The 25,372-nt window shown below is 68.7% G+C and carries 27 protein-coding genes and 3 pseudogenes; 11 read left to right on the plus strand and 19 right to left on the minus strand.

Annotated features, from left to right (window positions below):
- Positions 1 to 62 precede the first annotated feature (62 nt).
- From ACFQBT_RS12200 to ACFQBT_RS12210, 3 genes and pseudogenes are all read right to left on the minus strand, one after another.
- Positions 63 to 1,520 carry an NAD-dependent succinate-semialdehyde dehydrogenase gene (locus ACFQBT_RS12200; RefSeq protein WP_377825469.1) on the minus strand — a complete coding sequence of 486 codons (1,458 nt, stop codon included), beginning with the start codon at positions 1,518 to 1,520 and terminating at the stop codon, positions 63 to 65.
- A 24-nt stretch (positions 1,521 to 1,544) separates the two neighbouring features.
- On the minus strand, positions 1,545 to 2,984 hold the full coding sequence (locus tag ACFQBT_RS12205; protein WP_377823015.1) for a gamma-aminobutyraldehyde dehydrogenase: 1,440 nt from the start codon (positions 2,982 to 2,984) through the stop codon (positions 1,545 to 1,547).
- A gap of 9 nt (positions 2,985 to 2,993) precedes the next feature.
- Positions 2,994 to 4,351, minus strand: a pseudogene (locus tag ACFQBT_RS12210) (L-serine ammonia-lyase).
- Positions 4,352 to 4,481: 130 nt separating this feature from the next.
- Here ACFQBT_RS12210 and ACFQBT_RS12215 point away from each other — a divergent pair.
- From ACFQBT_RS12215 to ACFQBT_RS12240, 6 genes are read left to right on the plus strand one after another with little or no spacing between them, the layout of a single operon-like run.
- Positions 4,482 to 4,922 (plus strand): Lrp/AsnC family transcriptional regulator, encoded by a 441-nt coding sequence (locus tag ACFQBT_RS12215; protein ID WP_377823016.1) that lies wholly within the window; start codon positions 4,482 to 4,484, stop codon positions 4,920 to 4,922.
- Positions 4,919 to 6,454: an aspartate aminotransferase family protein gene (locus ACFQBT_RS12220; protein WP_377823018.1), complete on the plus strand. Its 1,536-nt coding sequence runs from the start codon at positions 4,919 to 4,921 to the stop codon at positions 6,452 to 6,454. Before ACFQBT_RS12215 ends, ACFQBT_RS12220 begins: the two co-directional genes overlap by 4 nt.
- Positions 6,393 to 7,589: a saccharopine dehydrogenase family protein gene (locus ACFQBT_RS12225; RefSeq protein ID WP_377823020.1), complete on the plus strand. Its 1,197-nt coding sequence runs from the start codon at positions 6,393 to 6,395 to the stop codon at positions 7,587 to 7,589. The genes ACFQBT_RS12220 and ACFQBT_RS12225 overlap by 62 nt, the downstream gene beginning before the upstream one ends.
- Positions 7,586 to 8,329: a DNA glycosylase AlkZ-like family protein gene (locus tag ACFQBT_RS12230; protein ID WP_377823022.1), complete on the plus strand. Its 744-nt coding sequence runs from the start codon at positions 7,586 to 7,588 to the stop codon at positions 8,327 to 8,329. Before ACFQBT_RS12225 ends, ACFQBT_RS12230 begins: the two co-directional genes overlap by 4 nt.
- Positions 8,326 to 8,619 (plus strand): DNA glycosylase AlkZ-like family protein, encoded by a 294-nt coding sequence (locus ACFQBT_RS12235; protein ID WP_377823024.1) that lies wholly within the window; start codon positions 8,326 to 8,328, stop codon positions 8,617 to 8,619. The genes ACFQBT_RS12230 and ACFQBT_RS12235 overlap by 4 nt, the downstream gene beginning before the upstream one ends.
- Positions 8,616 to 9,230 carry a 4'-phosphopantetheinyl transferase family protein gene (locus ACFQBT_RS12240; protein ID WP_377823026.1) on the plus strand — a complete coding sequence of 205 codons (615 nt, stop codon included), beginning with the start codon at positions 8,616 to 8,618 and terminating at the stop codon, positions 9,228 to 9,230. The genes ACFQBT_RS12235 and ACFQBT_RS12240 overlap by 4 nt, the downstream gene beginning before the upstream one ends.
- On the opposite strand, the gene ACFQBT_RS12245 is transcribed toward ACFQBT_RS12240, so the two are convergent.
- The 3 genes from ACFQBT_RS12245 to ACFQBT_RS12255 all read right to left on the minus strand — a co-directional run bounded on the left by ACFQBT_RS12245 (position 9,227) and on the right by ACFQBT_RS12255 (position 11,313).
- Complete coding sequence (locus tag ACFQBT_RS12245) at positions 9,227 to 9,841, minus strand: hypothetical protein (protein WP_377823028.1); 615 nt, start codon at positions 9,839 to 9,841, stop codon at positions 9,227 to 9,229. The genes ACFQBT_RS12240 and ACFQBT_RS12245 overlap by 4 nt on opposite strands.
- 261 nt (positions 9,842 to 10,102) lie before the next feature.
- Positions 10,103 to 10,261 (minus strand): hypothetical protein, encoded by a 159-nt coding sequence (locus ACFQBT_RS12250; RefSeq protein WP_377823030.1) that lies wholly within the window; start codon positions 10,259 to 10,261, stop codon positions 10,103 to 10,105.
- Positions 10,262 to 10,275: 14 nt separating this feature from the next.
- The gene (locus tag ACFQBT_RS12255; RefSeq protein WP_377823032.1) at positions 10,276 to 11,313 is read right to left on the minus strand and encodes an AAA family ATPase; all 1,038 of its coding nucleotides are present in this window, start codon (positions 11,311 to 11,313) and stop codon (positions 10,276 to 10,278) included.
- Here ACFQBT_RS12255 and ACFQBT_RS12260 point away from each other — a divergent pair.
- On the plus strand, positions 11,312 to 12,475 hold the full coding sequence (locus tag ACFQBT_RS12260) for an SLOG cluster 4 domain-containing protein (protein WP_377823034.1): 1,164 nt from the start codon (positions 11,312 to 11,314) through the stop codon (positions 12,473 to 12,475). The genes ACFQBT_RS12255 and ACFQBT_RS12260 overlap by 2 nt on opposite strands.
- Positions 12,472 to 13,380 carry a S66 peptidase family protein gene (locus ACFQBT_RS12265; protein WP_377823036.1) on the plus strand — a complete coding sequence of 303 codons (909 nt, stop codon included), beginning with the start codon at positions 12,472 to 12,474 and terminating at the stop codon, positions 13,378 to 13,380. The genes ACFQBT_RS12260 and ACFQBT_RS12265 overlap by 4 nt, the downstream gene beginning before the upstream one ends.
- Here ACFQBT_RS12265 and fdhD read toward each other — a convergent pair.
- From fdhD to ACFQBT_RS12290, 5 genes and pseudogenes are all read right to left on the minus strand, one after another.
- Positions 13,367 to 14,223 (minus strand): annotated as a pseudogene (gene fdhD, locus ACFQBT_RS12270) (formate dehydrogenase accessory sulfurtransferase FdhD). The gene ACFQBT_RS12265 and the pseudogene fdhD overlap by 14 nt on opposite strands.
- Complete coding sequence (locus ACFQBT_RS12275; RefSeq protein ID WP_377823039.1) at positions 14,220 to 14,477, minus strand: DUF6457 domain-containing protein; 258 nt, start codon at positions 14,475 to 14,477, stop codon at positions 14,220 to 14,222. Before ACFQBT_RS12275 ends, fdhD begins: the two are co-directional and overlap by 4 nt.
- Positions 14,446 to 14,796 (minus strand): hypothetical protein, encoded by a 351-nt coding sequence (locus ACFQBT_RS12280; RefSeq protein WP_377823041.1) that lies wholly within the window; start codon positions 14,794 to 14,796, stop codon positions 14,446 to 14,448. Before ACFQBT_RS12280 ends, ACFQBT_RS12275 begins: the two co-directional genes overlap by 32 nt.
- A complete protein-coding gene (mobA, locus tag ACFQBT_RS12285; protein ID WP_377823043.1) occupies positions 14,781 to 15,050 on the minus strand; it encodes a molybdenum cofactor guanylyltransferase in 270 nt (89 codons plus the stop codon). The genes ACFQBT_RS12280 and mobA overlap by 16 nt, the downstream gene beginning before the upstream one ends.
- Positions 15,051 to 15,122: 72 nt before the next feature.
- A complete protein-coding gene (locus ACFQBT_RS12290; protein WP_377823044.1) occupies positions 15,123 to 16,169 on the minus strand; it encodes an ABC transporter permease in 1,047 nt (348 codons plus the stop codon).
- Positions 16,170 to 16,267: 98 nt separating this feature from the next.
- On the opposite strand from ACFQBT_RS12290, the gene ACFQBT_RS12295 reads away from it, so the two are divergent.
- The 3 genes from ACFQBT_RS12295 (at position 16,268) to ACFQBT_RS12305 (ending at position 18,276) form a co-directional block, all read left to right on the plus strand.
- On the plus strand, positions 16,268 to 16,798 hold the full coding sequence (locus ACFQBT_RS12295; protein WP_377823046.1) for a TetR/AcrR family transcriptional regulator: 531 nt from the start codon (positions 16,268 to 16,270) through the stop codon (positions 16,796 to 16,798).
- 88 nt (positions 16,799 to 16,886) lie between these two features.
- Positions 16,887 to 17,213 (plus strand): YbjQ family protein, encoded by a 327-nt coding sequence (locus ACFQBT_RS12300; protein ID WP_377823048.1) that lies wholly within the window; start codon positions 16,887 to 16,889, stop codon positions 17,211 to 17,213.
- Between the two features lie 58 nt (positions 17,214 to 17,271).
- Positions 17,272 to 18,276 (plus strand): DUF5914 domain-containing protein, encoded by a 1,005-nt coding sequence (locus ACFQBT_RS12305; RefSeq protein WP_377823050.1) that lies wholly within the window; start codon positions 17,272 to 17,274, stop codon positions 18,274 to 18,276.
- A gap of 6 nt (positions 18,277 to 18,282) precedes the next feature.
- On the opposite strand, the gene ACFQBT_RS12310 is transcribed toward ACFQBT_RS12305, so the two are convergent.
- The 8 genes and pseudogenes from ACFQBT_RS12310 to ACFQBT_RS12345 all read right to left on the minus strand — a co-directional run bounded on the left by ACFQBT_RS12310 (position 18,283) and on the right by ACFQBT_RS12345 (position 25,305).
- A complete protein-coding gene (locus tag ACFQBT_RS12310) occupies positions 18,283 to 19,755 on the minus strand; it encodes an FAD-dependent oxidoreductase (protein ID WP_377823052.1) in 1,473 nt (490 codons plus the stop codon).
- Positions 19,756 to 19,838: 83 nt separating this feature from the next.
- Entirely contained in the window at positions 19,839 to 20,567 is a 729-nt protein-coding gene (locus ACFQBT_RS12315) for a class I SAM-dependent methyltransferase (protein ID WP_377823054.1), read from the minus strand.
- Entirely contained in the window at positions 20,564 to 20,875 is a 312-nt protein-coding gene (locus ACFQBT_RS12320) for a lycopene cyclase domain-containing protein (RefSeq protein WP_377823056.1), read from the minus strand. The genes ACFQBT_RS12315 and ACFQBT_RS12320 overlap by 4 nt, the downstream gene beginning before the upstream one ends.
- Positions 20,868 to 21,209, minus strand: coding sequence for a lycopene cyclase domain-containing protein (locus ACFQBT_RS12325; RefSeq protein WP_377823058.1), 342 nt, complete (start codon positions 21,207 to 21,209; stop codon positions 20,868 to 20,870). Before ACFQBT_RS12325 ends, ACFQBT_RS12320 begins: the two co-directional genes overlap by 8 nt.
- A 2-nt stretch (positions 21,210 to 21,211) precedes the next feature.
- Positions 21,212 to 21,460, minus strand: a complete 249-nt coding sequence (locus ACFQBT_RS12330; RefSeq protein WP_377823060.1) for an NUDIX hydrolase — start codon at positions 21,458 to 21,460, stop codon at positions 21,212 to 21,214.
- Between the two features lie 29 nt (positions 21,461 to 21,489).
- Positions 21,490 to 22,617, minus strand: a pseudogene (gene idi / locus ACFQBT_RS12335) (isopentenyl-diphosphate Delta-isomerase); the annotation flags it as partial.
- Positions 22,499 to 24,199, minus strand: coding sequence for a phytoene desaturase family protein (gene crtI / locus ACFQBT_RS12340; protein ID WP_377823062.1), 1,701 nt, complete (start codon positions 24,197 to 24,199; stop codon positions 22,499 to 22,501). The pseudogene idi and the gene crtI, both read right to left, overlap by 119 nt.
- Positions 24,196 to 25,305, minus strand: coding sequence for a polyprenyl synthetase family protein (locus tag ACFQBT_RS12345; protein WP_377823064.1), 1,110 nt, complete (start codon positions 25,303 to 25,305; stop codon positions 24,196 to 24,198). Before ACFQBT_RS12345 ends, crtI begins: the two co-directional genes overlap by 4 nt.
- Positions 25,306 to 25,372 lie beyond the last annotated feature (67 nt).

The following is a 25,372-nucleotide window of genomic DNA, read 5'->3' on the forward strand; positions in this document are numbered from 1 at the left end:
AACACACCAACAACTGAATTTTTGTCTCACCGATCACGACACGCGCGTTCGGCCGGCGGGGCTCAGAGTTTGATGCCGACGTACTTGTCCTCGAGGTATTCGTCGATGCCCTCGAAGCCGCCCTCGCGACCGAAACCGCTGGCCTTGACTCCGCCGAACGGCGCGGCCGGGTTGGAGATGATGCCCTGGTTGACCCCGACCATGCCGTAGTCCAACGCCTCGGCCACTCGGATCGCCCGGGAGAAGTCGCGAGTGAAGAAGTAGGAGGCCAGGCCGTATTCGGTGTCGTTCGCCTTGGCAACGACCTCGTCCTCATCGGTGAAGGTCTGGATCGCCGCAACCGGGCCGAAGATCTCCTCGCGCACCATGTCCGCGTCCGCGGGCAGGTTGGTCAGGACGGTCGGCTCATAGAAGAAGCCGGCCTCGCCGGTGGTGGACCCGCCCGTGACCACCTGCGCGCCGCGGTCCACGGCATCCCTCACCAGCGCGTCCACCTTGTCGATGGCCTTCTGGTTGATCAGCGGACCGACCTGGGAGTCGGGGTCCATGCCGTCGGCGACCACGAGACCGCCCATCTTGGCCGCCATCTTGTCGGCGAATTCGTCGGCGACAGAGGCGTGCACGTAGAGACGGTTGGCTGCCGTGCAGGCCTCGCCGATGTTGCGCATCTTGGCCAGCATTGCTCCCTCGACGGCCGCGTCGATGTCGGCGTCCTCGAAGACGATGAAGGGTGCGTTGCCGCCCAGCTCCATCGACACCCGCAGCACCTGTTGCGCCGACTGCTCGATGAGCTTGCGGCCAACCGCGGTGGATCCGGTGAAGGTCAGTTTGCGCGTCCGCGGGTCACGGATGATGGGCTCCATCACCTCGCCGCTGGCGGACGTCGTAATGACGTTGAGTACGCCGGCCGGCAGCCCCACCTCTTCCAGCAACTGGGCCAGGGCCAGCATCGTCAGCGGTGTCTCGGCAGCCGGCTTGACGACCATCGTGCACCCGGCTGCGATCGCCGGTCCGATCTTGCGCGTACCCATGGCGAGGGGGAAGTTCCAGGGCGTGATCATCACCGTGGGCCCGACGGGCTGTTTCATGGTGAGCAGCCGGGTGCCACCGGACGGCGCCACCGAGTAGCGCCCGGAAATACGCACGGCTTCTTCAGAGAACCACCGGAAGAACTCGCCGCCGTAGGTGACTTCACCCTTGGCCTCCGCGAGCGGCTTGCCCATCTCCAAGGTCATCAATTCGGCGAAGAGATCTGCCCGCTGCGTGATCAACTCGAACGCCTTGCGCAGCAACTCACCCCGCTCGCGCGGGTCGGTGCGCGCCCACTCCTTCTGCGCATCGGCCGCTGCGGTCAGCGCCGCCATCCCGTCGGCCGGACTGGCGTCGGCGACCCGCGCCAACTCCTGACCGGTCGCGGGGTTGTCGACGACGAGCGTTCTGCCCTCAGCGGCGTCCCGCCACTGGCCGCCGATGAAGAGCTGCTTGGCGACGCCGTCCACGGCTGCCGAAGATGCCACGATGAATCTCCTTGTCTACCAGTGATTTCAGAGTTCGATGTTGGCCATCACGTGCTTGACGCGCGTGTAGTCCTCGAACCCGTAGAGCGACAGGTCCTTGCCGTAACCGCTGTGCTTGAAGCCGCCGTGCGGCATCTCGGCGACCAACGGGATGTGCGTGTTGATCCAGACGCAGCCGAAGTCCAGTGCCTTGGAGACGCGCATCGCCCGGCCGAAGTCCTTGGTCCACACCGAGGACGCCAGGGCGTACTGCACGCCGTTGCCGGCCGCGATGGCTTCGGCCTCGTCGGAGAACTTCTGCGCGGTGATCACCGGTCCGAAGATCTCGTTCTGGCTGACCTCGTCATCCTGCAGGAGGCCCGACACCACCGTCGGCTCGAAGTAGAAGCCGCCGCCCAGTGCGGTCAGGCGTGAGCCACCGGCGGCGATGCTCGCGTGGTCCGGCAGCCGCTCCAGCAGGCCCGTGACATGGGCGAGCTGATTGCTGTTGTTGACCGGTCCGAGCATGGCGTCGGCGTCGTCGGGCAGGCCGACCTTGGCTTCGTTCTTGGCGTATTCGGCCAGCGCAGCGACGAATTCGTCGTGGATGCCCTCTTGGACCAGAACCCGGGTTGCGGCGGTGCAGTCCTGTCCGGCGTTGAAGTAGCCAGCGGTGGCGATGCCCTCGACCGCCGCCTCGATGTCCGCGTCGTCGAAGACGATCACCGGGGCTTTGCCACCCAGCTCCAGGTGCACCCGCTTCACGTCGGCTGCCGCCGAGAGCGCCACCTGGATGCCCGCGCGCACCGAGCCGGTGATCGCGACCAGCTGCGGGGTCCTGTGCTCCACGACCAACTGCCCCGTCGAGCGGTCACCGGTCACGACGTTGAAGGCACCTGCGGGCAGGAACTCAGCGGCGACCTCGGCCAGCAGCAACGTGGTTTCGGGGGTGGTGTCGCTGGGCTTCAGGACGACCGTGTTGCCCGCGGCCAGCGCCGGGGCGATCTTCCACATCGCCATCATCATCGGGTAGTTCCACGGCGTCACCTGCCCCACGACGCCGATGGGCTCGCGGCGGATCCACGAGGTGTGTCCTTTCATGTACTCACCGGCTGCCTTGCCCTCCAGCACCCGGGCCGCTCCGGCAAAGAACCGCAACTGGTCCAGCATCGGCGGGATCTCTTCGGATTCGGTCAGAGCCCAGGGCTTTCCGGTGTTCTGTGCCTCCAGCTTGATGAAATCGTCGGCCCGCTTCTCGATCGCGTCGGCGAACTTCAGCAACGCCTGCTGCCGCTCGCTCGGAGTGGTCTGTCCCCACTCCTCGAACGCCTTCGCCGCGGCGGTGTACGCCGCGTCGACGTCAGCCTCGGCAGAGATCGCTGCGGAGGCGACGACCTGGCCGGTGCTCGGGTCAACGACGTCCTGACGCGCGTCGCCGCGCGCCTCGACGTACTCGCCGTTGACGAAGTTCTTCAGGATGCGGGTCATAGCTCCACCTCAACACTCGATCACATTGACTGCGAGGCCGCCCCGGGCGGTCTCCTTGTACTTCACGGACATGTCGCGACCCGTGTCGCGCATGGTCTTGATGGCCTTGTCCAGGCTCACAGCGTGCACCCCGGTGCCGCTGAGTGACAGACGAGCCGCGTTGATCGCCTTCACGCTGGCGATGGCGTTGCGCTCGATGCACGGGATCTGCACCAGTCCGCCGACCGGGTCGCACGTCAGGCCCAAGTTGTGCTCGATCCCGATCTCGGCGGCGTTCTCGACCTGCGTGGGGCTGCCCCCGGTGACCTCGCACAGTGCGCCGGCGGCCATCGCACAGGCGGAGCCCACCTCGCCCTGACAACCCACCTCGGCACCGGAGATCGAGGCGTTCTGCTTGAACAGGATGCCGATCGCGGCCGCGGTCAGCAGGAAGCGCACGATGCCGTCTTCGTCGGCGCCCTCGACCAACCGGGCGTAGTAATGCAGGACGGCCGGGATCACTCCCGCGGCGCCGTTGGTGGGAGCGGTCACCACCCGCCCGCCCGCGGCGTTCTCCTCGTTGACCGACAGTGCGTAGAGATTCACCCAGTCCATGACGTGCAACGGATCCCGAGCACCTGCCTCCATCAACTCATCGAAGAGCACCGGCGCCCGGCGCGGCACCTTCAGGCCGCCGGGCAGCACACCACGGGCGTTGAAGCCGTTCACGACACACTCGCGCATCACCGACCACAGATGCAGCAGACCGTCATGGACCTCCTGCTCACTGCGCCAAGCCTGTTCGTTGCGTAGCATCACATCGCTGATCGAGCACCTCTCCCGCTCGCAGATCGCCAGGAGTTCAGCACCGGTGTTGAACGGGAACGGGACCGCCGTGTCGTCCTCCACGACGCGGTCCGCCCCGCTAGCAGTCTCATCGACTACGAAACCTCCGCCGACGGAGTAGTACACGTGGCTGTCGACCAGTTCGCCGTCCGTGTCGAAGGCTTCGAAGAGCATTCCGTTGGGGTGGGTGGGCAACGTCTTGCGGCGGTGCAGCACCAGATCGGTGTCGGGATCGAAGGAGATGGGGTGATCGCCCATCACGGTGAGCTTGCCGGTCCGCCGCACCTCGGCGTACCGCGCATCGGTCGTGCCGGTGTCGACGGTCTCGGGTGCCTCCCCTCCAAACCCAGCACCACGGCCTTGTCGGAGCCGTGCCCATGGCCGGTGGCGCCCAGGGAGCCGAACAGCTGCGCACTCACCCGGCTGACCCGGCCCACCGGCAGTCCGCCGGCGAACATCCGCGCGGCACGCATCGGCCCGACCGTATGGGACGAAGACGGCCCGATGCCGATCGAGTAGAGGTCGAACGCACTGAGCGCCATACGGAAAGAATAGCCACGACCTCGGTGGAAAACACGAATTCATCGTTCAAAGGTTGTTTCGCGACGGATTCAGTGCCACGATGGTCCAGTGACAGACGCGATGCGCAGTCGAGCGGGGGACGCAGGTGCTATGGACGCGACCGCCAAGGCCATCATCGCCATGTTGCAACGCGACGGTCGTGCGCCCTACGCCACCATTGCACGCGAAGTGGGTCTGTCGGAAGCGGCCGTCCGCGCCCGGGTGCAGCGGCTGCTCGAGAACGAGACGCTGCAGATCGTCGCGGTCACCGATCCCACCCAGGTGGGTTTCCAGCGGCAGGCGCTGATCGGCATCACCGTGCGCGGCGACATCCAGAAGGTGGCCGACCAGTTGGCCCGCCTGGACGAGGCCGCCTACGTCGTGGTGACCGCAGGCCGCTACGACATCCTGATCGAGGTCGTCTGCGAGGACGACGACCACCTCCTAGACCTGCTGGGTAGCCGGATCCGCGCCGTCGACGGCGTCGCGCAGACCGAAACCCTGATGTATCTCAACCTGACGAAACAACGCTACGACTGGGGAACGCGATGAGCACCACACCCGAAACCGCCACTGCCGCATCCGCTTCCGGAGCAGGTACGACGCCACGCGGCACCGACCGCTACGCCGCCGCCCGGGACCACCTGTGGGGTCACTTCACCCGGCAGTCGGTCTACGAACCGGTGGCCGCAGGCGGCCTCGGAGCGCAGATCCCGATCATCGAGCGGGGCGAAGGCGCCTGGATCTGGGACGTCAACGGCAAGAAGTACTTCGACGGTCTCGCCGGACTGTTCACCGTGCAGGTGGGCCACGGTCGCGCCGAACTCGCCGAAGCGGCAGCCAAGCAGGCCGAGAAGCTGGCGTTCTTCCCTATCTGGTCCTACGCGCACGCTCCGGCGATCGATCTCGCCGAGCGGCTCGCGACCTACGCGCCGGGCGACCTGAACCGCGCGTTCTTCACCACCGGTGGCGGTGAAGCGGTGGAGTCGGCCTGGAAGCTGGCCAAGCAGTATTTCAAGCTCACCGGGAAACCCACCAAGCACAAGGTCATCAGCCGCTCCATCGCCTACCACGGCACGCCACAGGGCGCGCTGGCCATCACCGGCATCCCGGATCTGAAGATCCCCTTCGAGCCGCTGGTGCCCGGCGCCTTCCGGGCCCCGAACACCAACATCTACCGTGCGCAGCCCGAGCTGCGTGACGACCCGAAGGCGTTCGGCCGGTGGGCCGCCGACCGCATCGGTGAGGCCATCGAGTTCGAGGGTCCGGACACCGTGGCGGCGGTCTTCCTGGAGCCGGTGCAGAACGCCGGCGGTTGCTTCCCGCCGCCGCCCGGCTACTTCGAGCGGGTCCGGGAGATCTGCGACGAGTACGACGTGTTGCTGGTCTCCGACGAGACCATTTGCGCCTTCGGCCGGATCGGCGAGATCTTCGCCTGCAACGATTTCGGCTACGTGCCGGACATCATCACCACCGCCAAGGGCCTCACCTCGGGATACTCCCCGCTGGGCGTGATGATGGCCAGCGACCGGCTCTTCGAGCCGTTCCGCAAGGGCACCGAGGCGTTCGGACACGGCTACACCTTCGGCGGCCACCCGGTGTCCGCGGCGGTTGCGATGGCGAACCTGGACATCTTCGAGCGTGAGAAGCTCACCGACCACGTGCACGAGAACGCTCCGAAGTTCCGCTCGACCCTGGAGAAGCTGCTCGACCTGCCCATCGTCGGCGACGTCCGCGGTGAGGGGTACTTCTACGGCATCGAGCTCGTGAAGGACAAGGAGACCCGGGAGACCTTCAACGAGGAGGAGTCCGAGCGGCTGCTGCGCGGCTTCCTGTCCAAGGCCCTGTTCGAAGCCGGCATCTACTGCCGCGCCGACGACCGCGGCGACCCGGTCATCCAGCTCTCCCCGCCGCTGATCATCGGTCAGGACGAGTTCGACTGGATCGAGCAGACCCTGCGCGGCGTCCTCACGCAGGCTCTGGACATCCTCTGCCGCGGCTCGGTCCGGTTAGGCTCGGACGGTGAGCGACTACGACATCGTCCTGTACGGCGCAACCGGATTCGTCGGCAAACTCACCGCTGAGCATCTGGCCGCCCACGCCCCCGACGGCGTACGCATCGCACTAGCCGGCCGCTCACCGGGCAAGCTGGAAGTGGTGCGCGCCGACCTCGGCGTGAATTGGCCTCTGGTGATTGCCGATTCCTCCGATCCGGCCTCACTCAAGGCGCTCGCGGAGTCGACGCGCGTGGTGATCAGCACGGTCGGCCCGTACGCGAAGTACGGGCTGCCGCTGGTTGAAGCGTGCGCCACCGCAGGTACCGACTACGTCGACCTGACCGGCGAGGTGCTCTTCGTGCGCGAGTCGATCGACCGCTTCCACGACCTGGCCGCATCGACCGGCGCCAGGATCGTGCATTCCTGCGGCTTCGACTCGATCCCCTCGGACCTGGCCGTGTTCGAGCTGGCCAAGGTCGCTGCCCCGTTGGGTGACACCACGCTGTACGTACGCATGAAGGGCGGCGTGAGCGGCGGAACGGTTGCCTCGGCGCGCGAGCAGATGGCTCAGGTGCGCTCGGACAAGGCCAAACGAGCGGTCGCACTGGACAAGTTCGCCCTCTCCCCCGACCGTTCCGCCGAGCCCAAGGGCGAGTGGAAAGACTCCCTCAAGGTCTGGCACAGCGACGAGATGCACTCGTGGGCGGCGCCGTTCATCATGTCGACCTTCAACACCCGCATCGTCCGGCGCAGCAATGCCCTGCTCGGTCACGCGTACGGCGAGGGGTTCCGTTATCGCGAAACCCTCACCACCGGCGACGGCTGGCAGGGACGCCTGCGGGCTGAGGCCATCGCCAAGGGCATGGCGATCGGGATGGCCGCCCTGTCGGTCAACTCCCTGGGTCCTCTGGTCGACAAGGTCGTGCCCTCGCCCGGTGAAGGTCCTTCGGAGGAGGACCGCGCCAGCGGCCGGTTCAGCGTCGAGGCACGCTCGGGTGGCTGCCGCAGCCTCTTCGCGGCCAAGGGCGATCCGGGCTACGCAGCCACCTGCGTCATGCTCGGCGAGAGCGCACTGGCCCTGGCCACCCAGCGCGACGACCTACCGCTGCCCGAGGGCCTGCACGGCGGTGTGCTCACGCCGGCAACAGCGCTCGGTGGGGTGTTGTCGGAACGCCTTCGCGCGCAGGGTTTCACAATCACTGCGGGGCCGGTCACGGCGTGAGCGACGCCGCGCTGCTGCGGATCGTTTCGCAGCGGCTCGCGACACCGGCCACTTCGGTCACAGCGGCGGTCACCCACCTCACCTGCCTGCAGGCGCAGGACTGGAAGGCGTCCCGATCGGCATTGGCACTGCGGTCGGACCAGTCAGCGGAGTCCGTCGACGCAGCAGCGAATTCCGGTCAGATCGTGCGAAGTTGGCCGATGCGGGGCACGTTGCATTGGCTACCGGCCCAGGATCTGCAATGGATGCTCTCGCTGACCTCGGCCGCGACCGTTCGCGCAGCCGCGGGTCGGCACCGCCAGCTCGGCATCGATGACGGCCACGTCGACCAGGTCCGTTCGCTGACGCAGGCCGCGCTGGCGGACGAGCCGCTGTCGCGCAACGACCTGCGGGACAGGTGGGCGCAAGCGGGCGTCGACGTCAACGGCCAGCGATTCATTCATCTTTTGCAGCGACTGGCGCTCGACGGTGTGGTGTGTCTCGGTCCGGTCGTGGCGGGTCGACAACAGCTGGTGCTGTGTTCGTCCTGGATCCGCTCGTCCCGGACCGTGTCGGGTGACGAGGCCATCGTGGAGTTCGCCCGGCGATATCTGCGATCGCACGGGCCGGCCTCGATGGCGGACTTCTGCTGGTGGAGCAAACTACTGGCCCGGGACGTGAAACCACTGTGGCCGCAGATCACTTCGCCGTTCGAGGAACTCCTCTCGACGGCCGAACCGCCTTCGTCGACCCCGCCGTGATCGACGCCCTCCCGGCGGTGACCCGAGCGGCGCGGGCCACGATGCTGTTGCCCGCGTTCGACGAACTCATCATCGGATACGCCGACCGGTCCCCCACCCTCGCCTCCGGAGACTTCGAGAAGGTGGTGCCCGGACGCAACGGCTACTTCCTTCCGACGATCGTGCATCAGGGTCGGGCAGTTGCAACCTGGAAAGCGGGTGATCCGGTGTCGGCAATGCCCTTCGGCGAGAACCTGCCCGCCGCTGCGCGTCGCGCCCTCCCCCGCCTTGCGAGGGCCTTCCCGCGATGACCCGCACCGTGCAGGTGTGGGTGAGCTCGGTGAGAGGCTCGCCCGATTGGTTGAACCCTACTGAGAAGCAACGGCTGTCGCGCTTCCAGTCGAGTGCCGCGGCGACGGACTTCCTCGTGGGCACGACGCTCGCGAGGTACGCGCTGGGGGCCTGGCTCGGCGTACCCGCAGCTGAGGTGCCGCTCGACCGGACCTGCGAACGGTGCGGTGCACCCCACGGCCGACCCCGCACCGACGGCGCTCACCTCAGCATCGCTCACGCCGACGGCACGGCGCTGGTCGCAGTGAGCGACGCCCCCGTCGGCGTCGACCTGGAGCCCGTCGGCCGCGCCGTGCCGATCGATTCGGGCGCGGCGGATCTGGCGGACTGGGTGCGCAAGGAGGCGGCCCTCAAGCTCACCGGGGATGGCCTACGCCTTTCCCTGGCTCTCATAGAGATCGACTCCGGACGGGTCACGCGCTGGCCGTCAGAACCGTTGCCAGATCTCATGGTTCACGATCTTGCCGTGGACGGATTCATGGCGGCAGCTGCGACGGCACCTGACGCGGCCGTTGAACTACGGCAGCTGACCGACCCCGGGTGGGCCGGGGCCGGTCAGAGCGTGGATTAACCCTGCCGCTTCAACCTACGGCGCACGCCGACGCCGGTCACCAGTGCGCCCGCGGCCAGCACCCCGGCGCCGACGACCAATTGCTCGTTGGCACCGGTCGCGGCCGGCGCGACCGGGCCGTCGGTCACCACGGGCGGTCCGCTGGTGGGGCGGCCCGAACTGGTCGGGCTGCTCGACCCCGTCGGCTTGGAAACCACCCAGGCCGGCGGTCCGGGGCGGGTCGTCGGCAACCCGGCGCAACTGCTCGGCAGGTGGATGTGCACCGTGAACTTCGATCCCGTGCTCGACCCGCTGACGACGAGCGCGCCGTTGGCCCCCTTCATGCCTGCGGCCGCGTAAACGCCCGGCTCGTAGGGCTTTGCGGACCCCAGTGCTTTGCTGCCCACGCCCGGCAGGGTCAAGGTGACTGTCTTCTCCGCATGACCCAGCGTCCGGAAGTAGCCCGCGACTGCCGGCACCTGCCGGTTGCAGTAGTACTGCGGAGCGGTGTATTCGAAGTTGCCCGACGTCATCGGCTTCGGCGTCGTCGCCGCCATCGCCACTCCGCCCGACATGATCGCGACGACCGCGGTTGCGGCAGCACCCGCCGCCGCTGTGCTCAGCTTGCTCACCTGAATGACCCCTCGTTCCATGGTGACGGCGGACCTGGTCACGTCCCCTGCTCGGCCCCGCCCGCCATCGTGCGCGTGGCCTGCTGAACCTTGACCGGTTGTGATCGGCGCCACAAGCACCTCTGCGGGTGGCCCATGGCGGGCAGCACCCGGCGTGGGCTTCGAGATGCGTTGCAGGACAGCTGTTTTGCCGTCAAACGGGCCGAAGCTGCCAATTTGCTGGGAATCTCCGGGCCGGCCGGCTGGCAGCGCACCGCCGGATCAGCTCGGCGTACGGCGCGAACCCCAGTGCCACTCGGGGGTGGTCAGTGCACCGAGCCCGTCGACCACCGTCTCACCGGTGTCGCGGTTCAGCGGGAGCAGCAACGGCGCGGATCCGTCCCAATCCAGCACCGGCACCGCTCGCAGCGCAGTGGTCATCACCGATGAATGGGTCACCACGATGATTTGTGACCTGGTCGCGGTCTGCGCGATGAGCCGGGCCAGCGGCTCAAGCAACGAGGGTGCAGTGACGCCTCCGGTTCGTTGATCACCAACAGCGGCGGCGGTGCCGGGCTGAGCAGTGCCGCCACCCACAGCAGGTAACGCAAGGTGCCGTCGGAGAGTTCGCCAGCACGCATCGCGCGCAACATACCGGGCTGATGCAGCGCGATGTCGAAGAGGCCGTCGTTCTCAGTGATCTCGATAGCGGACCCGGGAAAGGCGTCGTCGATCGTTGCGTCAAGATGGCGTCGGCCGTCCTCGATGATGGTCTGCAACGCGGCCGCCAGATCGCGGCCATCGTCAGCGAGCACCGGGGTGCGGGTGCCGACCATCGGGTGGCGCGCCGGCGCCTCCCGATCCGCGCGAAACCCGTCGTAGAACCGCCAGGACCTCAGTTGCTCACGTACGGCGACGAGTTCGGCCGCCCGGGTGGGCTCGGCGTACTCGGTGAGCATCGAACGATACGGCGCAAGCCGGTCGCTGAGCTGTGCCCAGCCGGTGGAACCGTCGAGGTCGGCATCGGCTACCTGAACCAGCCCCCAGGACCGGCGCGCCAGGACGTTGGCCCGACGCATGGCGGCGCCGGCGAACACGACCTCGCGCTTGATCTCGGGATCTCTCAAGAAGAGCGAACCCGTAGCACCCGGGGCTTGCGACGGCAGGCCAAGGTCCATCAGATAGCCGAAGTCGTCGCTGCCGAAACCCACCAAGAGGCTGATCGGCCCTTTGCGCAACACACCCTGGGTGACCCCACTGGCCCGCGCCGAACGCAACTGCGCTGGACCGGCCCACAGCGCCGAACCCAGGCCGCCCTCGCTGGCCAGCGAACCGATCAGTCGGCCCGAGCCCACGTCGGCCAACAGCCGCACGGCCCGGTAGAGCGACGACTTGCCGCTGCCGTTGGGTCCGGTGACCACGGTCAGACCGGACAACGGCACCGTCACATCGCGCAGTGAGCGATATCCGCAGATGGCCAGCGTGCGCAACATGCTTCGAACACTAGAGCCGGGCACCGACGCGACCGGGCAGAATGACCAGGTGACCGGAGCTACCGAGATCGCGACGCTGCGATCCCTCGACGCCATTCTGCAATCGGGCGGTTCACTCGACGGGTTGCGGCTGCAGGACCTCGATCTGCGCGACCGGGAGGCCGTACTGCTCGCACAGACCCACGCCAACGGCACCGTCGTGCTGGGCGGAGCGACGACACCGGCCTTGGATGGGCACCTGCGCCAGATCGGCGCGCTGGTCTTCCCCACCGATCCCGCACTGCCCGTGAATCCCTACCGCGGCACGCTGTACACACCGGCCGAGCTCTACACCGGATTGGCCGAGGGCGGTTACTCGGCCACCCCCGATGCCCGCGCCTACCGCTGGTTGCGCGATCGGCGTACGGCGGGTGACGCCTACGCGACGCTGGTCCGGGCCATGCACGACGATGCGATGAGCGACGCGCTCATCGAACTCCTCGATGACCGTCCGGTCGTCGGGGTGATGGGCGGTCACTCGGTGCGCGCCGACAGCGCCCAGTACGTCGACGCCGCCCGCCTCGGTTTTGACCTCGCCGAGGCGGGTTTGCTGGTGGCAACCGGTGGCGGGCCCGGTGCGATGGAAGCAGCGAATCTCGGTGCCGCCGTGAGGGATACGGACTCCCTGCAGCATGCGCTCGAGCGCCTGGCGAAGACCCCTGACTGGTCCGAGGGTATCGACGCATGGGCGCGGGAATCCGCCTCCGTGGCCGCGTCCGTGCGGATATCCCGGCAGGTGCGCAGTCTGGGCATCCCCACCTGGTTCTACGGGCACGAGCCGCCGAACATGTTCGCCCAGCGGATCGCGAAGTTCTTCTCCAACGCACTGCGCGAAGATGCCCTTCTGACGCGTAGCTCCACCGCCATCGTCGTGTTGCCCGGTACCGCCGGCACCGTGCAGGAGATCTTCCAGGCGGTCACGCCGATGTACTACGTCGCCGACGAGCGCCCGCTGCCGTCGTTGATCCTGGTGGGCCGGCAGCAGTGGACGCAGGACGTGCCGGTCTGGCCGGCGATCGAGGCCATGGCCAAGGGACGGCCGATGAGTAACGCCACCCACCTGGTTGAGTCCGTCGAAGACGTGCTCCCGCTCGTTCAGCGGCAGCACGGGGGTCGATCGTGATCAGCGCACTGCGGCGACCCGCGCCTCTACGAGCGGGGGCACGCATAGGTGTCCTCGGCGTGAGCAGCCCCAGCACGCTGCGCCGGCTCGACGCGGGTCTGGACACGTTGCGGTTCAGCGGATTCGAGCCGGTGCTTTACGACACCGCGACCGTGCGCGGAACCGTCTTCGACTGGTTGGCCGGTACCGACCGGCAACGCGCCGACGATCTTCGAAAGGCCCTGTTGGATAGGGATATCGACGCCATCTTCCTCGTCAGCGGCGGGTATGGCTCCCAGCGCACCCTTGAAGCCTTCGACTGGTCCGGGCTCGAGGAGATCGAGCCCAAGTTCATCGTCGGCTACTCCGACGTGACGGGTCTCCTCGAAGCGGTCGCCGCACGCCTGGGCTGGTGCGGCGTCATGGGGCCGATGGTCAGCGAGCACGAGTTCGCCGAGTCCTACTCCTTCAGTTCGCTGATCCGCCTGATGAAGACCGAGAACCTGCCGCTCACGATGTCGTTTCCCGCTGCGAACACGGTCACAGCGGGGCGCACCGAAGGCGTCACGTGCGGCGGCAACCTGTCATTGCTCGCCGGGTCGGTCGGCACCGACACGGCATGGATACCCGGCGATGGGATCTGGTTGCTCGAGGACGAAACCGAGTCTCCCGAACGCATCGACACGATGCTGACTCATCTTCGCCGGGCGGGCTACTTCGAGAACGCCGCCGGCGTCATCTGCGGCACCTGGCACGACAGCGGCGATGCGAAAGTGCTTTCGCAGGTGGTGCCAGACCGCCTGGGAACGCTGGGGATCCCGACGATCGAGGGCGCCAACATCGGCCACGGTGGACACGTGCAGAGTTACCCCATCGGTGTTGCGGCCACCCTCGACGCCGGTGCCCGCACGCTCACCCTCGACTGACCTCGCCCACGAGGCGCTGTTCGCCCGAATACGCAACCATGGAGCGGTCGCGCAGAAACCCCACCAGCGTGATGCCCGCCTCTTGGGCGAGTTCCGCAGCGAGTGAGGAGGAGCGGAAACCGCAGCGACACAGGGGATCCCGGCCATCGAAGCTTTCTGGATGAGTTCGAAGCCGGCACGACCGGACAGCATCAGTATGGTGCCGGCGAGCGGCAACTTGTCGTGCTCGAGCGCCCAGCCGACGACTTTGTCGACCGCGTTGTGCCGCCCCACGTCCTCCCGGGCGACCAGCAACTCACCGGTGCGACCGTCGAACAGCGCAGCGCCGTGCAGACCGCCGGTGCGTTCGAAGACCCGCTGTGCCGTCCGCAGGCGATGCGGCAGTTCGACCAGCTGCGCCGGGCTGACCTCGAGCGGGTCGCCGGCCACGTCGAAGGCTGAAATGGTCCGCACCGCATCGATACTCGCCTTGCCGCACACCCCGCAGGAGGAGGTGGTGTAGGTGTGCCGGTCGGCGCTGGCCAGCGGTGCCGGCACGTGCGGCGCCAAGCGCAGATCCAGCACGTTGTAGGTGTTCTCCCCGTCGACCTCCCCGGCGCAGTACCGCGCACTGAGCAGGTCCTCCCGGCCGCGAATCACCCCCTCACCCACGAGGAAGCCCTGGGCGAGCTCGACGTCGTGGCCCGGCGTACGCATGGTGACCACGAACGAGCGCCCGCCAAGCCGGATCTCCAACGGCTCCTCGGCAGCGAGGTGGTCCTCGCGGACCGCGCGCCGCGTCACGCTACCGCCGTCGCCGACCTGGATGCGGGTGACGCGGCGACGGGCGGCCTGCGTCCTCACCGGCCCAAACCGTCGGGCCGGGCCTGGGCCAGGTCTTTGGTCACCCCGACCGCTCGCTCGATGGCCGCGCGATCGCCGCCCTGCAGACCCGCCGCCAGGCCGACCAGGAACGCCGACATCGGCGCCGCGGGACGCACGACCGCGTGCGCCACGACACCGGTCATCCCGAGAATCTCATCGACGTCGACCGTCGCGGGGTCCAGCCCCAGCGCGGCCGCCAGCTCATCGGACCATTCCTGCACTTCCTGGGTCACGCGTGTTCCTCTCCCGCCCGGATCCGGGCCGCCGCCAACTGTTCAGGGGTATCGCAATCATCCCCCATCCGGCCGGATCCGGTACGGCGCGCGGGATACCCAGCGCACGCATCGGACGGTCCGCGGGATCGGCGAGTGCCCATACGGCGGCCCGGAGTCGCCGCGTCCACCAGGCGGCGGCCAGGAAGTTGATCCGGCCCGCGCGGTCTGCCAGCGCCACGGCGTCGTCGTCGGGCTGCAGCGCAGTCTGCAGGGGCTCGATCGCAGCGGCGACGAACGGCAGGTCGGCCGCCAGCAGCAGCGTCACCGGCTCCCGCACCAGCCGAACACCGGCCGCGACGGCCGCCACCGGTCCCCGCCCGGCGGCTGCTCGAGGGCCCAGCGCACGCCGCGGATCGCCGTACGCTGCGGCCCGACCACGATGATGCGCCGGGCGCCGGCGACCGAGTCGACCACCGCCTCCAGCATCGACCGTCCGCCGACCGCCTGGTCGGGTTTGTCCGGCCCGCCCAACCGGGAACCGGCTCCCCCGGCCAGCACGATCGCGTCGTACGTCGATCGGTGGCCGTCCATGCCGTCCACCGTTTCACACCGGGAGGCAACGGTCCCCCTAGGTGCACAGGGCGACCGCCCCGACAGCCGGGCTCAGACGGCGAGAAGTTCGGGCTCCGCACCGATGACGGTCGCCTGCTGGCGAGCGCGGACGTGCCGAAGGTGAGCGATGGTCGTCAGGGCCATCCCGAAGACGATCCAGCCCAGCAGGACCAGCAACGATCCGCCAGCCAGTGCGCCGTCGAAGAAGCCGACTCCCCGCATGGCGTTGCCGGTGGCGCCGATGGGTAGCCACTGTCCGACGGTTCCCCACGGATGGGGCAGCCACTGCGAGCCGGTCGCTATCCCGGACAGCGGATTCGAAACGAACAACATCACCATGGCTCCGAGCAACAGTCCGGCGTAGCCGAACAACGACTCCAGCCCCAGCACGGTCAGCGAGATCGCTGCGATCCCGAGAATCATCGTCAGCGCCGCTTCCCAGTAGTTGCCTTCCAACGTCCCGATCCAGAACTGCAGGATGGCCGTCACCGCCAGGCCGGCTATCACCGAGAACCCGATGGAGGCGACCACCCGCAACCACCAGCGTCGCTTGAGAAGGGTGGAAAGAGTTACCGCAGAGGCCATTCCACCGAAGACCAGCGGAAGACCGAGGGCAGTCAGCCCGGACCCGGCCGGGTCGCCCCCGGGATAGGGCACCACATCGGCGTACGTCACCTTCTGGCCCTTGTCGGTCATGGCGGTGCCGATGGAGTGCAGAAGCGTGACGTACGGCGCTCCGGCCGCCGAGGCGGTCTGCACCGTGACGCCGGACCGGGTCACGGCGAGGCCGCCGACGACCGAACGGTCCTTGATCGCCGCTGCGATGTCATCGGCGTCGGCCTTGCTCACGATGTCGAACGCGCCCGGATGGGTCGCCTCGAGGGTGTCGGCCACGTCGCGCTGCGCGCCCTGCGGGCCGCTGATCGCGATAGGCAGGTGATCCGGTCCGGAGTGCGCCGCAGGGAGCACCAACGCGAGCAGCATCAGCGCCACCGCCGCAGTCAGACCGAGAACCAGACCCAGGATGCGGCCCCGTGGCGGACCTGACGCAGGTGTCTGCTGCGCAGCTCCGGCCGCGTGTGTTTCGTGCTTGCCCATCGTCGCTCCTCGTGTAAGTGGAGTATTTTTTTCCGATTTAAGTGGAGCATATTCCTCCGTATAGACTGTGTAAAGCCACCGCCACGAAAGGAGCCGTCATGCGCGCCGACGCCGCCGCCAATGCTCACGCCATCACCGCTGCCGCCAAGGTCCTGCTGGCCACGCACGGCGCCGACATCCCCCTGAGCGCGGTGGCCGAGCAGGCGGGCGTCGGAATCGCCACGCTCTACCGGCACTTCGGCACCCGAGAGGAACTCTTCCTGGCCGTCGCACGCAGCCTGCGCGACCAGGCGCTCGCCACTATCGAGCGCCACCGGGCCCGGTGGGACGAGGACCCGGAGAAGGCATGGACCACCCTGGTCCACGACCTGGCCAGCATCCGACCCGGAGCGCTCATCCCGGGACTGCTCGACATCGCCGCTGACGAGGCCCTGCGCGATGACCTCACCCGGATCCGCGGCGATATCCTGAACGCCTTCGACGACGTGCTGGAGAAGGCGAAAGCGGCAGGTCTGGTGCAGGAGGATCTGAGCCCAGCGCGTTTCCAACTCGGACTGGCCACGCTGACCCGGCCGCTACCCGACCCCCTCTGCCGGACCTGCCGATGGACGGGCTCGGCGACTGGCTGACCGACGTCTACCTACAAGGACTGCGGCCCGCTCGGCAGTAGGTTGGGTCCATGACCAATCCCCCGGGCCGCAGGCGCCCCCGCTCTACTTGTCCACCACCTTCGACGTCCCCGGCTACCGAATCGCCCGTCCACTGGGTCTGGTGTGGGGCACGCTGGTGCGCTCTGTCGGGTTCGCCAAAGGCCTGACCGGCGGCTTCAAGTCACTTCGCGCCGGGGAGGTCACCGAATACACCGACGTCGTCAACACCGCCCGCGGGCACGCCGTCGAGCGGCTCACCGAACACGCCCGGTCGATGGGCGCGAACGCGGTCGTCGGCGTACGTTTCGAATCCAGCGAGGTGGCCGACGGGCTGGCCGAGATCCTCGCCTACGGCACCGCGGTCATCCTCGAGCCCGAGCAATCGGGCCAGTGACCGGTCCGACACCCTTTGTGCGGGCTGTCCTGAGCGGGGGTCTCACTACCCTGGTCGGGTGAGCTTGCTGCGCATCGACCGAACGGTCCGAGCTGAGGTACGACGCCGCTCGCCGGTCCGCTATCTGCCCCAGCGACCGGCGGAGGAGATCCGCGAGACCTGGCGCGATGCCCGCCCGGCCCGTATCGAAGCGGCCCTGCAGGAGGCGCTGAGCCGTCCGACACACGGCTGGGTGGTCCTGGCAGCATCCAGCGAGGTGCCCGCCGGGCGGTCGATCGTCCGGAACGCCGGCGGCCGCGAGATCGTGCTGTGGCGCGACGCGAGCGGATCGGTCCTGGCCGGCCCCGGTGCCTGCCCCCACCTGGGCGCGCTGCTGACCGGCTGCGAGGTCGCCGGCGACAACATCCTGTGCCGGTGGCACGGCATGGCGCTCGGACCGGCGACCGAGCCGCCGTGGGCGACATACGCCGCGTTCGACGACGGCGTCCTGGTCTGGGCCCGCGTCGGGCCCGTCGAGGAAGGCGCCTCCCCCACCGACCGCCCGGTGATGGCCCGTCGGCCCGATCCGCGTACGTCGATCGCGTCCGTGGTCTCACTCTCCGCGATCTGCGAACCGCGGGACATTGTGGCCAACCGGCTGGATCCGTGGCACGGGGCCTGGTTCCACCCGTATGCGTTCAGCGACCTGCGTGTCGACGACGCTGCCTCCAGCAGCGATCGCCTGGTGCTCGACGTGGCCTTCCGGCTCGGCCGCCGGTTCGCGGTGCCGGTGCGGGCCGATTTCACCTGTCCCGACGCGGCCACGGTCGTCATGACCATCACCGAGGGTGAGGGCGAGGGCAGTGTCGTCGAGAGCCACGCCACCTTGGTCACGCCACCCGGACAACACCCGGCGACGACCGTGATGACGGAGGCGGTCATCGCCAGTTCCGGACGCGCCGGTTTCCGCGCAGCCAGAGCACTGGCGCCGCTGGTCCGGCACGGAATGCGAGCTTCGCAACGTCAGCTCTGGGTCGACGACCTGGAGTACGCCGCGCGCCGATATGCGCTGCGGCACAACTGATCCGGGCTAGACCGACCGTCCCGCCAGTACGCGACGCGCACGACCTGGCCAGGGTCCCAGGCGGCCTTGGGTGGGCACCGACCACACGCCGTACCCCTGGATCCCCCAGCCGGTCAGCAACTCGTCGGCGGCCTGCCACCCGGTGGTCGCCGCGCGTTCCATGAGCGCCACCGGCAGATCACAGCGGATGCCGTCACCGGCCAGCACCACCCGCGGCTCCCCGGTGCGCACTCCCGGCCTCGAGCGGTGGGGCTCCAATCCGACCAGCACACAGTCACTTTCGACCAGCCACCGGTCGTCAACGATTCGCGCGTCTCGCGTCTCCGGGTAGATCTCGTGCAGAGCGTCCAGCAACTCCCGCTGCACCGCATCAGCTGCGAAACCGTCCGGCAGGGCGTACGCGTGAAGTTCTACGACCGACCCGCCGCTCTTCCGCGACCATTGGGCGGCGTGCTCTTCGAACTTCTCCAGGACCGAAACGTTGTCCAGCGGTCCGAACCCGCTGGTACCGAGGAACGGCGCACGATCTGGCCGCACCGGGCGGTCCAGCCAGAGCCGCCACACCGCGAAGGGAGGGGCGCTACGAACCCGGTCGGCGCCATCGGTCCAACGCCCGCCCGACGCGGCCGCCAACTGCCGCAACCCCGGCGGGTCGAGCGCGACGACCGCTGCATCGGCGCGCCATTCACCGGACTCTGATTGCGCCCGTATCGAATTCCCGGATGCGTCGATCCCGGTCACCGCACAACCGGTCTCGATGCGTACCCCGAGCTGGCACAGCCGGCGGCCCAGCGGTGCCCAGAGCGTGCGGTCATAGTCGTCGGCGGGCACGTCGAAGAGCAGACCCTCGGCCGATCCCAGGAAGTACAGGTGGAACATGGCCAGCAACTCGCCCCCGGAGAACTCAGCCGGGTCGGCGAAGAAGCTACGCGCGAACACCTCGAGAGCCAGATGCCTCGCGGCGTCGGGGAAGTGCAGCCGATCCAGTACCTGCTGCCCACTGACTCCGTCGAGCGCATCGAAGGTGTCCGGGAAGTGCACATCCAGCAGACCCAGCGCCGAACCCAGATCGACGCCGGCCAGACCGCGCAGATCGAAGCTGGGACTACGGGCGACGAATGCGGCCAGATTCCACGGCGGCGTCCGCGGGATGCCGGCGAACGAGTCCGCCCCGCCGTCGCGGCGCACCAGCGGGTAGTCCGGCAGCGGTCGCAGCATCGACAGTGTGGGATCGACCCGTCGGAGCATCGAACGCAGGTTGTAGTACTGCCGGAAGAACGCATGGAATCCCCGGCTCATCGAGGCGCTGCCGCCGTCGGCGAGGGTGACCGGCCAGGAGCGCACCCGGCCGCCGAGGGTGTCGGCACGCTCCAGCAGGGTCACCCCGACGCCGCGCTCGGCCAGGGCGAGCGCCGCAGTCAGGCCGGCGATACCGCCGCCCACGACGATCACCTGACGTGAGGCCGGGTCAGGGCGCACGCCACTCGCTGGCGTCGGCGGTGGGTGGAACTGCGCACGCGGGTCGCGCCCGGGTCGGAAGCGCGCCGGCTGGCCCGGGTGTCTCATGCGGGCGCGTGACCGACCGCGGTGTGCACGACGTGGTTCTGCCATCCCGGGTAGGAGCGGTGCCGTACCTCTGTGAGCCCGGCCTGCTGCATCCGGGCGCACACCCCGCCGATGGAGTCGAAGTCGCGGACGCTGGCGTAGAGGTAGCGGTGCAGCGGGACGTCCGAGCGTTTGATCGCGGCGAGCGGGATGATCACACCGTGGCACACGGCGGCCCATACCGCGCGTGCCCGCAGGCTCCCGGCGACTGAATAGTCATGCAGGACAAGCACACCGCCGGGAACGAGCACCCGGCTGATCTGCGCCAGCAACTCGTCGCGCTCAGCGACGTTGCGCAGCAGGTAGGCGGCCAGCACCCCCGACACCGACTGGTCGGGAAGCTCACGCAGGTAGGCCGCGGCGTCCGCGACCCGCCAGTCGACCTCCGCCGGCCATTGCTTCTCCCGGGCCTGCGCCACCATGCCCGCCGATGCGTCGACACCGGTGAGCCGCAGGGGACGCCCCTGCGGCCACGCAGCCAGTAGTGCCGCCGTGGAAGCACCGGACCCGCAGCCCAGATCGAGGATCCGGGCCTCCTGCTGCCCTGCCGGAACCTCGTCGACGAGCGTCTGGGCGGCGGTCCGCAGTTGAGCGTGGTACCCCGGCGACAGCGCGACCATCGCGTCGTAGGAGGGTGCCGCGCGGTCGAAGGCCTCCGCGAGAACCCATGCACCGTCCTGGGTCATCTCGCCGTCCCCCGGCCTGCGCGCACCCACAACAGGATGGCGAGGGTGACCATGCTGAAACCGAACAGGAAGTCCTCGACCGGGATGTCCCAGGGTGCCCGTACGCCGAGGAATGACCCGTCGTCGTACAGAACGATCGGGGCCGACAGCTTGGTCAGCCATCCGTCGACGAGCACTTGGAAGAAGGCGACGATCGCCATCGCGACCCAGTACTGCGCGGTGCGGAAGACGCCGGTACGCAACCAGATTCGCTCGACCGCGACCACGAGCAGTACCGAGGCGAGGGCTAACAGTGTGTACTCAGGCATCAACCCTCCGACGTGCTCGCCACCAGGCCAGGACGGTCCCGACCGAGGTGTAGGTCAGCAGTCCGCAGATCGGGATCACGACGAAGAAGACCAGCTCCTCCAGCGGCATCCCGAACGGCAGCAGTATCCCGGTGGTGTACTGCGCGCTGTAGGACCAGTGACCTCGCTTGATCCCGAGAATGTCCCACGCGCTGAAGATGAGGACAACGGGCAGCACCGCGAGCACCAGCCGCCGCGGTTGACGGTAGACCCGCGCCCGCAACACCCACTCCAACGGCAGCGTGATGGCCAGGCAACCGGCCATCAACAACAAATACTGGAACCGGTCGTCCACGGTCAGGCTGCTCCTTCGTCCAACGGCCTGGCGGCGGCCGGAAGGTCACCGTCCGGTGCCGTCGGCCAGTCCAGCGGATCCGGGCCCAGCGCCACCAACAGGGGTACCTGCTCGGCGCACCACGGCGACACCTCGCGGCCCCGGACCACCTCTGCGGCAAAGGTTTCCCAGGGTTCCCACTGTGCGCTGCCGACCTCGGCGGGGTCCGGCTGCGGCGGCCCCCGGCGGTCCGCGCGACGTACACCGGACACACCTCGTGCTCGACCACACCACCCATGGCGGCACGGTAGCGAAAGTCGGGCAGCACCGGCCGCACGTCGGCCAGTTCCATGCCCAGCTCCTGGCGCGTACGGCGCCGCACGGCTTCGACGGCGCTCTCACCGGGCAGGGGGTGGCCGCACACCGAATTGGTGACCACCCCGGGGAAGCTGGGTTTGTGCGTGGCTCGCGTAGTCACCAACAACTGTCCCGATCCGTCAACGATGTAGCAGGAGAAGCCCAGGTGCAGCGGCGTCGCATCGTGATGCGCCGCCGATTTGGGCAGACTGCCGATGGCCCGGCCCTGCCGGTCCACCAGGACGACCGCTTCATCGGAGATCCACGCTGGCGGCCTTCGGGCCGCGCGGTCGCGCCGAACGATCCCGATTGGCTCTCGGGTGCTGAGCATGCGGGACGCCAGGGTCAGTTTCTGCGCGGTCGGCACCCGGATCCGACCGGCGAACACGTCGTAGTCCGCCGCCTCGATGCGTTCCAGGATCCGGGCGTAGAGCACCCGCGCCGTGGCCACGCAACGCCGGGACGCGGCAGGCAGTGCGGGCAGTCCCTCGTCGGCCTCACGGTAGAGGCGCCGGTTGCGGTCGATCTCGAAGCGCATGAGTTCGCGCCAGGGCTCATCGACCCCGCGCCGCGTAGGGTCGGCTCCGAAGCGCAGCAGGTCCTCCTGGGGGACGTAGACGCGGCCCCGGTCCAGGTCTTCGTCGACGTCGCGCAGGAAGTTGGTCAGCTGGAACGCCAGGCCCAGCGCGCGGGCGGCGGCGACAGCGGGCCGGCCCGGTTGCAGGATCGGCAGCATCATCTCACCGATGACGGCGGCGCTACCGTCCATGTAGTCCAGCAGGTCCTGCCAGGTCTGGTACCGGGTCTGCGTGAGATCGGCGCGCATGGCGGCGAAGAACCGGTCGAAGCATTCGGCCGGGATACGACACGAGCGGACCGTTGTCGCCACCGCCGCCATCGTGGGATCGGGCGAGTCGCCCTCGTCGACGGCCTGATGGAAGCGAAGCTCGAATTCATCCAGAGCGCAGGCGGTTTCGGACGCTGACCGCGCTCCGGCGAGGTCGACGATGTCGTCGGCGAGGCGGGCGAGGGTGTAGACGGCGTAGACGTGCCGGCGACGGGCCAGCGGCAGCAGCCGCGCTCCCCAGTAGTACGTCGTCCCGTGGCTCCGGGTGATGCGAGCGCAGTCCCTGTAGCCCGCCGTCAGCTTGGCCGGGTCGACCGGGCTGCCGGTCACGACGCCACCGCCAACCCGGTGTACTCATCCACCCGCTGCGCGGCCAGTCGCCCGCTGACCAGCACCATCGGAATACCCACCCCGGGGTGGTCCCTGACCCGGCGAAGACCAGACCCGGGACGCGCCGATCGATGTTGCGCGGGCGGAACGGACCGGACTGCGCAAAGGTGTGCGCCATGGCAAACGGAGTGCCGTGGTACATCCCCTGAGCGGCCCAGTCCTTTGGGGTGACCAACTGCTCCTGTACCACCTGCGCCGGATAGCCCGACTGCTCCAGGAACCGGTGCAGCCGCTCCCGCATCGGCCCGGCGAGCACCGACCAGTCAAGTCCCGCAACGGTATTGGGGACCGGCTCCAGGACGTAGAGCGCGGTGTGCCCCTCCGGTGCCGCCGTCGGGTCGGTCACCGACGGAACCGTCACCAACCGCGACGGGTCCGGCATCAGCTCCCCGCGATCGATCAACGCCGTGAACGCCTCGTCCCACTGCCGGCCGAAATGGATGGTGTGGTGGGCGGTACCCGGGTCAGGGCTTCCCTTGGATCCGACGTGCCAGACGACGGCGCTCGGGGAGTACCGGCCGCGAGCGGCTCGCTGCGGGGTCGGGACGCCGGGCAGCAGCCGCTGGTAGGCGACGGGTAGGTCGAGGGTGCAGACCACCGCGTCCGCGGCCACCCGCTCCCCACCGGCCGTGCGCACCCCGGCCACCGCGCCGTCGGCACGCCGCAGAACCTCCGCCACGTCCACACCGAGCTCGATCGGCACACCGGCGGCGACCAGAGCGGTCGCCATCCCCCTTGGCGCACAGTGCATTCCACCGGTCGGGTAGTAGACGCCGCGGATCGTGTCCATATAGGTGATGACAGCGAAGAGGGCCCTGGCCGTGGCCGGTGCGACACCGGCGTAGAGCGCCTGGAAGCTGAAGATCTTGTGCAGTCGCTCGTCCCGGAAGAACGAGCCCACCTTGGGCCCGAGCGCACCGAAGGCGCCCAGCCGCAGCAGTTGCAGCGCCGCGCCGGGAGCGGCGGCCAGGTCCAGCGCCGTCGTGTAGTTGCGGTCGATGAACGACCCGAACTCGGCGTCGTAGAGCTGCTGCAGCCAGTCGGCGAACCTGGTGAACCCGTCGGCGTCCGCGTCACCGCTGAGCCGGCGGACCTCCTCGCGCAGCTGTGCCGGATCGGCGCGCACGTGCATGTGCGAGCCGTCGGAGAAGACGGCGTGGTAGGCCGGATCCAACCTGGTCATCGGCACCAGTGCTTCGGGGTCACCACCGACCGCTCGGATGGGATCGGCGAGCAGTTCCGGCATCGTCATCACGACGGGACCGGGATCGAAGCGAAAGCCGCCGAGATGCAGCACGCCGGCCCGGCCGCCGACGACCGGCTCGCGCTCGAGCACCGTGACGTCGTGACCCGCCGCGGTCAGGTGGCAGGCCGCCGCCAGACCGGACAGTCCTGCGCCGACGACGATGACTTTCACGCTGCCCGCCAGGCAACAGTGTCGATCAGCACGTGCAGGGCGTCCGCCGCCGCGCGATCGTCGGTGAGCTGGGGGATCATGGCCCGCGCCCGTTGGGTCATGGCCCGCAGCTCGTGTTCGGCGCGACGACGTACTCCGGCCGCCTCCATGGCGCGCCGCAGCCGGTCGACCGCGTCGGCGCTCAACCGCCCGAGCCGGCAGGCGTTCAGCAGGGGCCGGGACCGGTCGTCGAGCAACTCCGCCGCCCAGACCAGCAGCATCGTCGGTTTGCCTTCCATCAGGTCGTCGTCGGCCGGTTTGCCGGTGACCGCCGGGTCGCCCCACACACCCAGGACGTCGTCGCGCAGCGCGAAGGCATCCCCCACCACGTCGCCCCATGCGATCAACCGGTCGATGACGTCAGGGTCACTGCCCGCGACCAGCGCCCCCAGCTGCAACGGCCGGGTCACGGTGTAGCGGCCGCTCTTCAGACGTGCGATCAGCTGGGAGCTGGCCGCATCTCGACGGGAGTCTGCCGCGTGGGTGACGTCGAGCAACTGCCCCTGGACCAGTTCCACGCTCATCACCCGCCACGCATGTCGTACCGCCGCGGAGCATTCGCCGACCAGGGAGTTGGCCTCGCTGAGGGCGAGGTCGCCCAGCAGGATGGCGACGCTGTCGCCGAAATGGTCGGGGTCACCGGATGCGCCGATCTCCCGGTGCCGCCGGCTGCTGTCGACGTGCAGCGTGACGCGGCCGCGCCGGGTCTGCGAGCGGTCCATGATGTCGTCGTGGACCAGTCCGAACAGGTGCAGCAGGTCCATCGCCGCCGCCACCCGGACCAGCTCATGCCAACTGCGGTCGTCCCCGCCACCCAGCTGCCAGCCGCGGTGCGCCAGTGCCGGCCGGAATCGCTTGCTGGGGTCGGCAAGACGGCACTCGAGCTCGGTGACCAGGTCGACGCCGAGGCGGGGGCTGTCCAAGAGCCCGCAGCCCGCGTCGATCAGGATCTGGCGCAGGTCTGCCACGCGCGCAGCCAGGACGCGGTCGACCGCGTCGATGGTGTCCGGCAGGTCGGCGCTGGTAGTGGGCCACACAGCACTGACGGCCGACATCTCAGCCGTCACGGGACGCCCGGAACCGTTGCTGGTCCGGCACTCTCAGCACAGAACGCATGGTGTGAGAAACCCTAAC

Origin of the sequence: Branchiibius cervicis (genome assembly GCF_042661605.1) — a bacterium.
Classification (GTDB): Bacteria; Actinomycetota; Actinomycetes; order Actinomycetales; family Dermatophilaceae; genus Branchiibius; species Branchiibius cervicis.